General features: G+C 48.0%; 12 protein-coding genes and 1 pseudogene. 7 read left to right on the forward strand and 6 right to left on the reverse strand.

The window, feature by feature from the left end:
* Positions 1–32: 32 nt before the first annotated feature.
* Complete coding sequence (locus CGZ65_RS13660; RefSeq protein ID WP_232507487.1) at positions 33–959, reverse strand: TonB-dependent receptor domain-containing protein; 927 nt, start codon at positions 957–959, stop codon at positions 33–35.
* A complete protein-coding gene (locus CGZ65_RS13665) occupies positions 907–2100 on the reverse strand; it encodes a TonB-dependent receptor plug domain-containing protein (RefSeq protein WP_232507488.1) in 1194 nt (397 codons plus the stop codon). The genes CGZ65_RS13660 and CGZ65_RS13665 overlap by 53 nt, the downstream gene beginning before the upstream one ends.
* 289 nt (positions 2101–2389) lie before the next feature.
* Between CGZ65_RS13665 and CGZ65_RS02065 the strand changes: the two genes are divergently transcribed.
* From CGZ65_RS02065 to CGZ65_RS02080, 3 genes are all read left to right on the forward strand, one after another.
* Complete coding sequence (locus tag CGZ65_RS02065; protein ID WP_096294625.1) at positions 2390–3259, forward strand: lipid A biosynthesis lauroyl acyltransferase; 870 nt, start codon at positions 2390–2392, stop codon at positions 3257–3259.
* A 729-nt stretch (positions 3260–3988) separates the two neighbouring features.
* A complete protein-coding gene (locus tag CGZ65_RS02070; RefSeq protein WP_096294626.1) occupies positions 3989–4783 on the forward strand; it encodes a 3'-5' exonuclease in 795 nt (264 codons plus the stop codon).
* A 257-nt stretch (positions 4784–5040) separates the two neighbouring features.
* Entirely contained in the window at positions 5041–5913 is an 873-nt protein-coding gene (locus CGZ65_RS02080) for a prephenate dehydrogenase (RefSeq protein ID WP_378595556.1), read from the forward strand.
* Positions 5914–5997: 84 nt separating this feature from the next.
* On the opposite strand, the gene CGZ65_RS02085 is transcribed toward CGZ65_RS02080, so the two are convergent.
* Together CGZ65_RS02085 and CGZ65_RS02090 are read right to left on the reverse strand one after the other, a co-directional pair.
* On the reverse strand, positions 5998–7155 hold the full coding sequence (locus CGZ65_RS02085; RefSeq protein WP_096294628.1) for an NnrS family protein: 1158 nt from the start codon (positions 7153–7155) through the stop codon (positions 5998–6000).
* A 74-nt stretch (positions 7156–7229) separates the two neighbouring features.
* Entirely contained in the window at positions 7230–7607 is a 378-nt protein-coding gene (locus CGZ65_RS02090; RefSeq protein ID WP_198345322.1) for a hemerythrin domain-containing protein, read from the reverse strand.
* 166 nt (positions 7608–7773) lie between these two features.
* Between CGZ65_RS02090 and CGZ65_RS02095 the strand changes: the two genes are divergently transcribed.
* The 4 genes and pseudogenes from CGZ65_RS02095 to CGZ65_RS02110 all read left to right on the forward strand — a co-directional run bounded on the left by CGZ65_RS02095 (position 7774) and on the right by CGZ65_RS02110 (position 10678).
* Positions 7774–8277: an Rrf2 family transcriptional regulator gene (locus CGZ65_RS02095; RefSeq protein ID WP_096294630.1), complete on the forward strand. Its 504-nt coding sequence runs from the start codon at positions 7774–7776 to the stop codon at positions 8275–8277.
* A gap of 318 nt (positions 8278–8595) precedes the next feature.
* Positions 8596–9489, forward strand: coding sequence for an energy transducer TonB (locus CGZ65_RS02100; protein ID WP_096294631.1), 894 nt, complete (start codon positions 8596–8598; stop codon positions 9487–9489).
* 86 nt (positions 9490–9575) lie between these two features.
* Positions 9576–10234: pseudogene (locus CGZ65_RS02105) on the forward strand (MotA/TolQ/ExbB proton channel family protein).
* A 3-nt stretch (positions 10235–10237) separates the two neighbouring features.
* Positions 10238–10678 (forward strand): ExbD/TolR family protein, encoded by a 441-nt coding sequence (locus CGZ65_RS02110; RefSeq protein ID WP_096294632.1) that lies wholly within the window; start codon positions 10238–10240, stop codon positions 10676–10678.
* 367 nt (positions 10679–11045) lie between these two features.
* Here the strand turns inward: CGZ65_RS02110 and CGZ65_RS02115 are convergent, their stop codons facing one another.
* On the reverse strand, positions 11046–11486 hold the full coding sequence (locus CGZ65_RS02115) for a TIGR01244 family sulfur transferase (RefSeq protein WP_096294633.1): 441 nt from the start codon (positions 11484–11486) through the stop codon (positions 11046–11048).
* Between the two features lie 55 nt (positions 11487–11541).
* A complete protein-coding gene (locus CGZ65_RS02120; protein ID WP_096294634.1) occupies positions 11542–13293 on the reverse strand; it encodes a M61 family metallopeptidase in 1752 nt (583 codons plus the stop codon).
* Positions 13294–13385 lie beyond the last annotated feature (92 nt).

Here is a 13385-nt window from a genome sequence, read left to right on the forward strand (position 1 = left end):
AAGGTAGATTCTAAAAGGCCGTCATGGGATTTTTAGAAACGATAATTTACGCTGAGAACGAATTCACGCCCACGTTCGTAAAACGGTACCCGTTGTTCTCCATCGGGGAAGTGCTGGCTGTGACTGCGGAATTTTTTGTCGGTTACGTTATTGACGGCAAAATTCACGTTCATGGTATCTTTTTTCAGCGGCTGCCAGTTGGCGTAAATGTCGTGTACGCCATAACCTGATTTGGTGGCGCGTAATGTACCTTTTCGGCGGGCGGTATCTGTGTACTTCGTGCTTTGGGCGTAGCGGCCAAGCCAACCGATTTCCAGCTTGGGATTTTCAAACCGGTAAGACAAGCCGGTCAGCCATTGGCGGCCGGTGTTCCAAAAATAAAATGAGCTCTCATGGTGTTCATCTGCCAATGGGGTTTCACCATACCAAATGTCGTTGCCCTGTATTTTGGGTTTGGTGTGTGATACGCCTACGCGTGCGGTTAAACCGCCGTTGCGGTAAGACGCGTCCAATTCATAGCCGTTCATGTTCAGGCTGCCGTTGTTGAATACTGCACCGCGTTTGCTGACGGATGTTTTGCTGATGTTTGCCCATTTGTAAATAATTAAATCGTCGATTTTTTGACGGAATACGCTGCCTGAAACATCAAAGTTTCCTGTTTTCCATTTGAAGCCTGCTTCCGCACGGCGTGCCGTTTCCGCTTTTAAATCGGGATTAATATCCATTACTGCGCCTGCCCGTTCGTTTGCCAGCAAAGCCTCGTTCAAGCGCGGTGAACGGCTGGCTTGATTGAGTGTTGCCAATAGGGTGAGATTGGGATTGGCTTCCCAAATCACACCCAAGCTGGGATTGATTTGCCCCGCTTTGGCTTTGCGTGCGGCAGGGTTGTCGCTGGCTGAAGTCCAGTTAAAATGGTCGTAACGCAAACCGGTGGTTAAGGTAATGGGGACAAATCCCAAATACCTTCCGCGTACACGCCGATATCGGTTTTGCGTTCGGAGTGGGGGTAACGTTCAAAATTTTCAGCCACGTGGCTTTATCAGACGGCACGGAGGTCTCGCGACGGTAGTTGATGCCGTATTTGAGTGTGTGCTTATCAAAAATGCTGCTGGTAAAATCCGCATTGCCACCTATGGCTTTTGCGGTAGTTTTTTCGCCTGTGTGCGAGACATTTTTACCGCTTTCCCAATCTTTGGGCGGTTTGATGTCTTCGGTGCGGATTTGGAAGGCGTTTATATCCAGTTTATTGATAAAGCCGATATTGTGCCCTGTGTACTGTGCATTCAATGTTTGCTCTTTTTGCTCCGCTCCCGGGAAGCCGCGGTACTCATCGGTACGGAATTCCGCTTTATTGCTGCGCGAACCTTTTTGATATTCTTGGCGGTAACTTAAAGAAGCGGTATGGTCTGGATTAAAATCGTAGCCGATTTTTGCCAACAGACCGCGTTGGTTAAGTTTGCTGCCTTTTTGGAGTTCGCCGCCGCTTTTGTATTCGCCGTTATTTAGAAAATTGCCTGCAATCAGACCGCTGAAACCGTTTTGGTAGGTGTAGGCCGCCAAACTGCTGTGGTGTCCTTTGTTGCTGCTGTAACCTGCACCTACACGGAAACCAAAAGGTTTGTCATCCACCAACAAATCTTTCGCATCAACCGTTGTCGCCCGAATTACCCCTGCGACTGCCCCTATCCCGGCACTTGCCGAACCGGTGCCTTTTTCTACATTGATGCTTTTCAACAAAGCAGGATCGAGCTGAAAACGGCTCTGGTGGTGGAAAACTTTGGTGGATTGGCTGGTGTTGTCCACGTCCAACACGATTTTGTCCTCCCCTATCCCACGAATACTGTAGTACTGTGCTACGCCATTGCCGCCACCTACAGACATACCTATTTGATTTTTCATAACTTGTTTCAAATCGGTTGTATTAGTTTGGTCAAGCCGTTTGCGTGTTACTTTAGTGGGAACAGCAGTACCCATCACAACAATGGGCTCTAATGCTACCTGTTCGTTTTCGGTTTCTGTTTGAGCCCAAGTATTTGCCGGCAGCAACGCACATATAGTGGCGGAACAGATTAATTTGCGTTTCAGTAGCAATGGTTTCATGGGTATATCCTTAAATAAATGATAATCATTTTTAAATAGTATAGAAGAGCAGCAAATTCGTCAAGTTGTGTCTATAAAAATGACTGTGAATTTAGCAGTTTGCTCCATTAAAATACGTTTCTACTGTAGATCGGCCTATGCTTCCAAAACGGAACCCTGTATGGGGATATGTTACTCACGTATCTCATGGATAAAGGCTGTCTGAAGTAAAAATAGCATACGGTATTGAAATTTTCAGACGGCCTTTGCTGTTATAATGATGCCACTTCATACACAGGCCGTCTGAAACATGAAATTTGCTTTTTTTATTTTGTATCTGGTGCAGCTTCTGCCGTTTAAGCTGATACACAAAATCGCCGACGCAGTGGGTTGGCTGGCGTATTATGTCGTGAAACCGCGCCGCAAAGTCGGGCAGGTTAATTTGGAAAAATGTTTTTCCGAATGGAGCGGTGAAAAGCGTGAAGCTGTGTTGAAACGCCATTTTCAGCACATGGCCAAGCTGATGTTTGAGTACGGTCTTTATTGGTATGCGCCGGCGGAGAGGTTGCGCGGTTTTGTACGCTATGAAAACAAGCATTATCTGGATGATGTGCTGGCATCGGGCGAAAAAGTAATTTTGCTTTATCCGCACTTTACCGCCTTTGAAATGGCGGTGTACACACTCAACCAAGATGTGCCGCTGACCAGCATGTATTCGCATCAGAAAAACAAAGCGGTGGACGAGCAGATTTTAAAAGGCCGCCACCGCTACGATAATGTGTTTCTGATTGGCCGCACGGAAGGCCTGCGCGCAATTATCAAATATTTGCGCAAAAGCGATGCGCCTTTTCTCTATTTGCCCGATCAGGATTTCGGTCGCAATGATTCGATTTTTGTCGATTTTTTCGGCGTTCCGACGGCCACGATTACCGGTTTGAGCCGCATTGCAGGTATGGCCAAAGCCAAAGTGATTCCGGCGGTTCCGTTTCGTGAGGCGGATAATACCGTGACTTTGCGTTTTTACGAACCGTGGGAGGATTTTCCCAGTAGGGATGTAGTTGCCGATACCCAACGTATGAACGACTTCATCGAGGAGCGCGTGCGTGAAATTCCTGAGCAATATTTCTGGCTGCACAAGCGTTTTAAAACCCGTCCGGAAGGTGAAGCAGGCTTTTATTGATTACATACAGTTGCAAAAAATAGAAGGTTCGGTGACTGCCGAACCTTTTTTATTTCTGTTTGATCGAGCAGAAAGTGAATGTTTATTTGATGTAGGTATGTAATTAAAGGAGGGTAATCCCCTTTATTTAAAGCGATAAACAGGCCGTCTGAAAGTTTCGGATTTATTTTTGTCAAATAACTGAAACATTTAAGTTTCATATTTATTGAACATTTAATCAATATATTAAATTAAATATATTTTAAAAAAAACAACATATTATAAAAAAATAAATCGAATTTAACGTTTCATTATATGATAGGTAAGATTTTATAAAAATCGGCATTTTATATTTTTAAAATAAATTATAGAAATTATTTTAATATTTTTAAATATTCAGAGAAATATTATATTTTTAGAAGGAAAAGCGAATTTTTCAAAAAAAGACTTGGCAAGTGCGTTAAAAACGCGTAAATTTCACTACATAAAGTTACAAGATATTCAGCCAAGCAAGTTTTGAATATCGTCAAGTTCCCTTAACGGGCGTTTTAGCGGCAAGATTCTGCCGATGAAACGACTGTTTATTAATGCAGAGTTGAGCTGCATTAATAAAGCCGCAGGCGAGAGCCTGTATTGTTTGTGAAGCGTAAATCTCTGATTTGAGGTATTGAGGCAATCCTGTGGGGGTTGCCTCTTTTTTATCCACGGCTTCGTGTCACAATGCCCATATCCTGACCCAAGGAGCATGCCATGACCCCGATACTCGCTTTTGATATTGAAACCGTTCCCGATGTCAACGGCATCCGTTTGCTTTACGATTTACCGCAAAGCGTGCCGGATGACGAAGTAGTGTTGTTTGCCCGACAAAAACGGCGCGCACAAAACGGCAGCGATTTCATGCAGCACCATCTGCATCAAGTGGTGGCGGTTTCGTGCTGTATGCGTTGGGGCAGCGAGAAAATCCATGTCGGTACCATCGGCGAAATCGAAGACAGCGAAGAGACGGTGATTGCGAAATTTTTCGAGCTGATTGAAAACCATACGCCCCAGCTGGTGAGTTGGAACGGCGGTGGTTTCGATTTGCCGGTATTGCATTACCGCGCCCTGATACACGGTATTGCCGCCGCGCGTTATTGGGACATGGGCGAGGGCGATTTCGGCGACAGCCGCGATTTCAAATGGAATAATTATATCAGCCGCTATCACAACCGCCATTGCGATTTGATGGATTTGCTCGCGCTGTATCAACCTCGTGCCAGTGTACCGCTGGACGATATGGCCAAGCTGTGCGGTTTTCCGGGTAAATTGGGTATGGACGGCAGCCAAGTTTGGGAAGCATATTATCAAGGCCGTCTGAAAGACATCCGTGATTATTGCGAAACCGATGCCGCCAATACTTATTTGATGTATCTGCGTTTCCGCTTGATGAGCGGTGCTTTGGACAGCGATGAATACGAAGTCGAAGTCAAGCGCATGAAAAATTATCTCAAGGAGCAAGCCGAGGATAAACTGCATTGGCAGGAATTTGTCGGCCAATGGCGATGAATGTTTGAATCAGGCCGTCTGAAACGGAATCGGTTTCAGACGGCCTGAGACCTGTGCGAAATCCCTATCTTTGGCACATTTCTTCGTTATGCGCTGCTCGAAAGCTTGCCTATCTTCATGATATGCCCTCGCTTTCTGTGTTGCTGCAACTTCAAATTGCACTCAAATCTAAGGTGCAAAGGTGTCGCCCTTTTACTCCCAACGCTTAATCAGGTAAACTCGTTCTTTTATCCATGCTGTCGCCTGTTATGTCTGCCATCACCCCACTCAAACAAATCACCCTTATCGGCGTCGGGCTGATCGGCGGCTCGTTTGTGCTGGATTTGAAACGCTTGGGGCTGGTGGAAACTGTGGTCGGCATAGATCTAAACCGAGAAAATCTTGACCGCGCATTAGAACGACGCGTGATTGACGCCGCGTTTACCGAAATCAATGCCGAGAGCATCGGTGGGGCGGATTTGGTGTTGATTGCCACGCCGGTATCGACCTTGCCGATGATTTGCCAGGCCATTAAGCCGTTTTTGTGGGCGGATGCGCTGGTGTCGGATGTGGGCAGCACCAAGCAAATCACTGTCGAAGCTTTCCGCACTTATCTGCCCGAACATTTGCCGCGCTGTATCGCCGCGCACCCGATAGCCGGTTCCGACCGTCATGGCGCATTGGCAGCGCAATTCGGTCTTTATCAAGACAAAAAGCTGATTATCACACCGCACGGCGACGAGCATTCAGACGGCCTTGAGCGGCTTGAATCGCTGTGGCAGGCAGTGGGCGCAAAAACGTTTCGTTTGAGCGCTGCCGAGCACGATGCCATTTTCGCCGCCGTGTCGCACATGCCGCATTTGTTGGCCTTTGCTTTTGTGCACGAAATTTTCGACCACCCCGACGGACAAGCTTATCTGAACTTCGCCGCTTCCGGTTTCAGAGATTTCACCCGCATTGCTTCCAGTCATCCGGCGATTTGGACGGACATTTGCTTGGCCAATAAAAACAGCCTGCGAGATTTAATCGGCGGTATCCGTCGGCAATTGGATACTTTGGAGCAGCTGCTGGCAACCGGAAACAAAGCGGCGCTTTATACTTACTTTGAAGAGGCCAAAAGCACACGCGATGAGTGGTTGAAAGGACAGTAGGTTTCAGGCTTTCTGAAAAATCCGAAAAACGAGAAGGCCATCTGAAAGAAGTAAATTCTTTCAGATGGCCTTTAATCTAACCACTCAACCCGGTTTGCCATCGGCGCGCGGGCGAATCAGCCAAGGAATGTATTTCCACGCGTAAAGCAGTAGGGCGGCGGCAAATAGTGCGGCCGACAAGCGGATGCTGTGGGTGTAAGCCGTGCCGTGAACGAAGGTAGCCAAAATGCGCACCAAAGTTGAAATAATCATCAACCAAAACGCGACCGGCACTGATTTCGGCGGCGGGTAAATCGCATTGCCGGTGTGACCGAGTGCCGTACGCGCCATCATGCCCAAGGTCAACACGCCGATGCCGCCCACGCCGATTAAGTGTACACCCAGATTCAGGAAAGACGGCGTAAAGTAGGAAATGCCGACCGCCATTAAGCCCAATCCGGTGAAGAAATAGCCGGCGAACAAAATCCACAGCATCGGCTCTTTCAACACATTTTTATGCCACCAGCGATACACCTGCACCAAGTTGATAACGCCAGCCGTAAAGGCAAATAAGGCAGCCAGCGGCAACAACATTTGGTGCGCCATCAACATGGCAGTCAACATGGGCAGCCACAAAGATGCATGGCCAACCCATTGCGGGCTGGCGATTTGCGGAATATTTAAGCGTTTGGATGTAAAAAACGAGATAATGCGCATGCCGATTAAGCCGATGAAACCGGCCACCATAATCAGACCGGATTGCAGGCCGACCAATAAGGCAGCGGGGTCAAACGGGCTGAGTTGGCGGTGAAAGGCGACATGGGTGCCACCCAGCACGAAGATGGCAAAGACGACGGCATAATTGCGCTTGTTTTGGGTACGGAACACCGGCAACGCCATGCACACCGCACCATACCAAAAGAAAACTGTACCGAAAATACCGCTGGCCGCCGCTCCCCAACCGGGAATAAACGCGGCAATGCGTGCCAAAAGCCAAAACGCGGTTAAGCCGGCCAATACCGCGCCACGGGTCGGCGGCTGGCTGGTCCAAGTGGCAACGGCGGTGAGCAGAAACGCAATTACCACCAAGCCTGCGTAGCCCCAAATCATTTCGTGCGCGTGCCAGTAAAAGCCGGGCAGCTCGGGTGTGCCTTGATAGCCGAAGCCCCACAGTAAAATCGACAAGGCGCCGTAAAGGGCGGCCAGCGAGTAAAACGGGCGGAAAGCCATGGCCCAAACGGGGTGTTTGAACAGTGCGTTCATGGTGGTTCCTTGAATTATTATGGTGGATAGTGGATAGGCCGTCTGAAAAGTTTCAGACGGCCTTATTTGTCCGCTTAGGCCGTTGCATCGTCTAAGTAAGGCTCAACGGCAGGGAAAAGCTCGCGCTCTTCAAAGCGGGCATGGTCGCGCAGGGTGGTGGCCAATTCTTGATTCCATGCCTCGCTGGTGTAATCGGGTTGTGCCATCATTTGGCGCAGTTTGGCGTGGTCGTTTTCAAAACGTGCGCGCAGTTCGGGCGCAATATTCCGCCAATGCGGCGCGAACTGGTTTTCTTCTTCTTGGAAATGTTGCGCCAATTCAACAAAATGCGGTTCGATTTCGGCTTGATGGCTTTCAGATGGTGTGCGCAAAATACGCACACATAAAGAAAGAGAGTGATGGTGTTCGCGCGAGAGTTCAATCAGCGCGGGATGGCGTTTTAATGGTTTCATAATCGGCAGCTCGTGTCGGATTTTACTGGATTAATTTATAAGTTTCATATATTATGAAACTTAACTTCATATAAAGTCAAATACATACCGCCCCAACTGCATGATAAAACAATAGGGTGGCTGATTTTAAATAACAAATACAACCCGATTCAGAACAGAGATTGTTATGTATTTAACCCAACATACAGATTATGGGCTACGCGTTTTAATCTACACCGCGATTAACGATGATGCATTGGTCAACATCAGCACCATTGCCGATACTTATGGTATTTCTAAAAGTCATTTGATGAAAGTGGTTACCGCTCTAGTAAAAGGCGGCTTCCTGACCAGTGTGCGTGGAAAAGGCGGAGGATTAAAGCTGGCTATGACTGCAGACAAGATCAATATCGGTGCTGTGATACGGCATTTGGAACCTATGCAGTTGGTTGAATGTATGGGAAACAACAATGATTGTCTGATTACACCTTCTTGCCGTTTGGCCGGTATCCTTGGCGGCGCGATTAAATCGTTTTTCAACTATCTCGATGGTTTTACACTGGAAGATTTGTTGAACAAGCCAACCTATGATTTGCTGTATTTTCCTAAAATCGACATTTTGCCCGAGCAGGAAGTAGTAGAGACCATGCCGACTACTGTGTCTGATGAAGTTGAGTGTGTGCCGGAATAAAGTGGCGCAGCCGAATATTCGTATTGATGTGGTGAACTAAATTCAAATACCGCCACCTAAACGGATTAAGTTTTAAGTTGGCATGAAAGACGTGACCGCTGTACTCCGGTAAATCCATATCCGTTCCAACGGCTTTATTCCCGATACGTTATCGGAAATAAAGCCGTTTTTGTGGGTTGATATGAAAGTAAGTATTACCTTTATTTTAAATATCTGATTTTTAAAGTAGTTGTTTGAATATTAGTAAGCCTGTCAAAGGGCGGAATTGTGTAGAAATAAGTTGCAAACAGGAATAATTGCTATTACCATGCGCATACTATGAAAAAAGATCGAATTTTAAACCCCACGGTGGTCGCCGTGGTCGCTCTTTTGCACATTGGCTTGATGTCTTTATTATGGAAAGCCCATAAGCTTGACATTGTTGACGTGACGCATATCGAGTTTGTTGAATTAGGAGATTTAGGTGGCGGCGATGGTGCACCGGAAGGTGCCGGTGCGCCTGCTCCGGTGCAGGCTCCGCCGCAGAAGCCTAAACCTCGTCCGGGGCCAAAACCTAAGCCGAAACCGGTAGAAGAGGCGAAGCCCGTGATTAAGCCGGTGATTACCAAAAAAGCAGACGCGGATATGCAGCAAACTAAAGAAAAACCGAAACCGGTCAAAAAAACCAAACCAAAACCCGAGCCTAAGCCGGAACCTAAGCCCGAGCCAAAACCTGAACCCAAGCCTGAACCCAAGCCTGAACCGAAACCGGCACCAGATCCTAAACCCGAAAAACCGGTGGAAAAAGCCGGCGGTAACGCGTTTGAAAAAGCGGGCAGCGAGACCGGTAAAGGTGGTTCGTCTGCCAAAGGCGAAAGAAAAGGCAGTGGCAGCGGTTCAGGCGGTAAAAAAGGTGAAAGCGGCTCCGGTGACGGCAGCGGCACGGGCGTCGGTAGTGGTCCGGGCAGCAGCCGCAGCAATCCGGTGCAGGCCACCGGTTCGATTCCGACCCCGCCATATCCTTCTTTATCACAAGAGAATGGTGAAGAAGGTACTGTTGTGTTGAATGTGTTGGTGGCGCCGGGGGGTAAAGTTATTTCGGTATCGGTTGCCAAGAGCAGCGGTTCGTCACGTTTAGACCGTGCCGCGCGCAATGCAGCAAAATCCGGCCATTTCAACACCAATGTGTGGACCAGCTACCGTGTGCCGGTGCGCTTCAGCTTGGGCGGATAAGCCGTCTGAAAGCAGTCATGCGGCGGCCTAAGGCTAAGCAGGCCACCGCCAAATCTTTCATTTATTTATTTGATTTTGGAAAAACCATGAATTTAGGATTAGTGTTTCAATCGGGCGATTACGTCTTAATCAGTGTATTTTTATTGATGGTCATCATGAGTATTGTCACGTGGAGCGTTTTGATCGTGCGCGTGGTTAAGCTGCGCAAAGCTAAAGCAGGTAATGCTGCTGCTAAAAAAGCGGTAATGGATTCGTTTACTTTGAACGATGCCGTGCAGAAAGTCAGAAATATTGATGCGCCGATCAGCATGCTGACCGCTGATGCCGTGCGTGCTTACGACAATTATCGTCAAAGCACCACCAAAACCTTAGCCAACGCATTGCCGCTGAATGAATTCTTAGCCGGCCAAATCCGCACCAGCATGAATCAGAGCATGCGTCAATTTGACGGTGGCATGACTGCTTTGGCATCGATTGGCGCCACCGCGCCGTTTATCGGTTTGTTCGGTACCGTTTGGGGTATTTACCACGCGTTGATTAACATCAGTGAAAGCGGCCAAATGAGCATCGCTGCGGTAGCAGGCCCGATTGGTGAAGCCTTGGTGGCGACTGCGGCAGGTTTGTTTGTGGCGATTCCGGCGGTGTTGGCTTACAACTTCTTAACCCGCGGTAAAAAACGGTTTCCCAAGACTTAGACGCTTACGCGCATGATTTGCACGTTCGTCTGTTGAATCAAAAGGATTAAAATATGGCATTCGGTTCAATGAATTCCGGTGATGAAGACGCGCCGATGTCTGACATCAACGTGACCCCTTTGGTCGATGTGATGCTGGTGTTGCTGATTGTGTTTATGATTACCATGCCGGTGCTGACGCATTCGATTCCGTTGACGTTACCGACCGCTTCGGAGCAGGCTGTCCAGAAAGAGAAGCCTGCGCAAAAAGATATTTTACGTTTAACCGTTGCGCCGGATGGCAGCTATTATCTAGGTGCAGAATCAGATAGTAAAGTGACTTTTGACGGTGTAACGGCCCGTTTGAAAGAAGAAAAGTCAAAAAACGAAAATACTATTTTGGCTATCGCTGCGGATAAAAGTGTAGCATATGAGTATGTTGAAAAGGCGCTCGAAGCTGCACAAATTGCCGGTATCAGTAAAATCGGTTTTGTCACAGAAACCAAAGCAGAATAACAGTTGGAGAGCTTCGCAAAAATCTCCGCCCATCTATTTAATAGGCCGTCTGAAAGAATAATTGAACTAAAACTTTGAGTGTTTAGTCTAAACTTTCAGACGGCCTGTTTGTATGATTTGAAAGTCAAAATTTTGCAACATTAGCCGACTAAAATAAGCCTGCCTGATGAAGAAGGAGTACAAACATGACCTTATTGGATGTGAGTTTATGGCTGATGGTTGCGGTTTTGTTGTCCGTGCTGCTTTCCATCGCATTTGGTTTGGTGCACATGGCCGTAATGATGGCTACGCAGCAGGATTTTTGATTTGAAAAAAAACAATGGAAAGGCCGTCTGAAACGTTTCAGACGGCCTTTTATGCTGCCGGATTAAGCTGATTTATGCTCGGCAGCATCCTGCAAACGTGATTCAAAATTGCTTAAGTCAATACCTGCTTTGGCCGCGGCTGCTTTGGCTTCGGCAACGCTCATGCCGTTTTGCACTTGATGGTATGCCCAGAGCAATAAGCTGCGTGTGCCGGTGCGGCAGTAGGCCAATACGGGCTTGTCGGCTTGCTGTACTAAATCTTGGAATACGGCGACATCGGTGGCGGAAATACCAGCCGCGGTAACAGGCTGGTGCTTGAAAGACGTAATGCCTTCTGCCGCCAACCATTGTAGAACCTGCGCGGTAGAAGGTTGATGGTCTTCTTCGCCGTCGGGGCGGTTGCAGATAACGGTTTGAATGCCCAAACGGGCGGCCTCTTCTGCATCTTGTTCCGACAGTTGCGGCGACACGTATAATTGTTCGCTCAATTTCAAAATAGCCATGATTCCATTCCTTTTATCAATTGTTCAGACGGCTTTTATCAGGCCGTCTGAAAGCTTAGCGGTTAAACAACCATTTATCCAGCCAATCTTGATTAGTGACTTTCAACAAAGCCGTATCTGCTTCCGCGGCTTGCACGGTAATGTGCGTTTGTTGCAGCACGCCGCTGCGGAAAAAGTGCAGCGTGGCGTGTTCGCCGACAGCCAATTGCGCCCATTGAGCGGCCAAGTCGGTGCAGGCATAACCGTTGAGCGCGATGATTTTGTCTTGCGGACACAAAGCCGCGTTTTCCGCGCTGCCGCCGTTGAACACATGCGTCAGCGTAGCGCTGTCCCCGCTTTGTTTGAAACGCGCGCCGAAATCACCGGCCGGTTTTACGCAAATTGCTTCGTCTGCCAAACCGCCACCGTGGCTGCGCGGCAAAGGCTGCCAGTCCAATGCCACGCCGACATGTGCCAAGCATTCTTGTAAGGGAAGGTCACCGGTGCTGTATAAGGCCGTCTGAAAAAACGATTGCAAATCCAAGCCGGTGATTTGCCGGCAGCGTACTTGCCATTGTTTTTCGGGAATACCTTGGCCGGTGTTGATCCAATCGCGGTAATGCTGCTGCATGACACTGTCTAACGAATGTTTGCCGCCGCTTTTTTTGCGGATCAGCAAATCCAGACACAATGCCGCCAGTGCGCCTTTTTGATAATAGCTGACGATGGCGTTGCTGCTGTTTTCATCTTGTTTATAAAACTTGTTCCATGCGGTGAAGCTGGATTCGGCCAGGGTCTGTTTCAGACGGCCTTTGGTTTGCTGCACACGGGTAATTGATTGGCCGAGCAGGTTTAAATATGCATTGCTGTCAATCACGGCGCTGCGTACCAGGAACAAATCATCATAATAAGAGGTAATGCCTTCGAACGCCCAAAGCTGCTCGGTGTAGTTTTCTTGGTTGAGATTGTAAGGCACAAATGCTTCGGGCTTAATCGATTTCACGTTCCACGCATGAAAATATTCATGGCTGAACAGGCCGAGCAATTGGGTGTAGGCTTCGTTGGGGTTGCTCATATTGTGCGACGGCAGGCTGTTACGGTCAGCCAGAAGGGCGGTGCTGCTGATGTGTTCGAGGCCGCCGTAGATGTTGCCGCCGACGTGCAGCATAAACAGGTATTCTTGAAATGGCGCCGGTTCAGGGAACATCGCCAATTCGGTTTCGCAGATTTTTTGAATATCGTTCACAAACCGTCGGCGGTCAAACTCGCGGTAAAAGCCGCTCAAGGCAATACGGTGCGGAATGCCGGCAGCGGTGAAGTCTAGAAATTCAATCCTGCCCATTTCGACGGGATGGTCGATTAAATTAGTATAAGAGGCCGTCTGAAAATGCCGTGCGGCGGTTTGGGGCAGGGTCGTGGCGATTTGCCATTGGCCGGGGAAATCTTGCAAAGTAACGCTGTGCGGCAAGTTTTCAAAGCCATGAATTTTCAAAAACAGGCAGGCACCGTCGAAGAAGCCCCGCTCAGTGCTTAAAAATGCGCCGCGAACAGATAAATCAAAAGCATAAACGGTGTAGCAAATTTGCCACTCGCCTTTTGAACCGTTTGCGCTCCACTTATTCTTGGTCAATTGCGTCAATGCAACAGCCTCTCCATCACAAGAAGCACTTAGCTGCGTGATGTGTCGGGAGAAATCACGAATCAGATAGCTGCCCGGCACCCAGTTGGGCAGACTGAATTCAATAGGTAAATCATTGTCTTGATTGAAACTCAATGTAATTTGATATTCATGGCTTAAGGTCTGGAAGGAAATTTTGTAATTAATCATATCTATTGCTTGGTTTGTTAAAATTAATGAATTACTTTGATATGCAGTGTCAGATATTTAATTTACATCAAAAAGCCTTTAAAAAAACGATG

This window comes from Neisseria weixii, from assembly GCF_002327085.1.
In the GTDB taxonomy this organism is placed as follows: Bacteria; Pseudomonadota; Gammaproteobacteria; order Burkholderiales; family Neisseriaceae; genus Neisseria; species Neisseria weixii.

What these genes read in the sequence shown, in the direction of transcription:
- CGZ65_RS02090 (WP_198345322.1), bottom strand. Translation starts at nt 7,607, where the DNA reads ATGAAACCATTAAAACGCCATCCCGCGCTGATTGAACTCTCGCGCGAA.
- CGZ65_RS02070 (WP_096294626.1), top strand. Translation starts at nt 3,989, where the DNA reads ATGACCCCGATACTCGCTTTTGATATTGAAACCGTTCCCGATGTCAAC.
- CGZ65_RS02100 (WP_096294631.1), top strand. Translation starts at nt 8,596, where the DNA reads ATGAAAAAAGATCGAATTTTAAACCCCACGGTGGTCGCCGTGGTCGCT.
- CGZ65_RS02065 (WP_096294625.1), top strand. Translation starts at nt 2,390, where the DNA reads ATGAAATTTGCTTTTTTTATTTTGTATCTGGTGCAGCTTCTGCCGTTT.
- CGZ65_RS02085 (WP_096294628.1), bottom strand. Translation starts at nt 7,155, where the DNA reads ATGAACGCACTGTTCAAACACCCCGTTTGGGCCATGGCTTTCCGCCCG.
- CGZ65_RS02115 (WP_096294633.1), bottom strand. Translation starts at nt 11,486, where the DNA reads ATGGCTATTTTGAAATTGAGCGAACAATTATACGTGTCGCCGCAACTG.
- CGZ65_RS02095 (WP_096294630.1), top strand. Translation starts at nt 7,774, where the DNA reads ATGTATTTAACCCAACATACAGATTATGGGCTACGCGTTTTAATCTAC.
- CGZ65_RS02120 (WP_096294634.1), bottom strand. Translation starts at nt 13,293, where the DNA reads ATGATTAATTACAAAATTTCCTTCCAGACCTTAAGCCATGAATATCAA.
- CGZ65_RS13665 (WP_232507488.1), bottom strand. Translation starts at nt 2,100, where the DNA reads ATGAAACCATTGCTACTGAAACGCAAATTAATCTGTTCCGCCACTATA.
- CGZ65_RS02110 (WP_096294632.1), top strand. Translation starts at nt 10,238, where the DNA reads ATGGCATTCGGTTCAATGAATTCCGGTGATGAAGACGCGCCGATGTCT.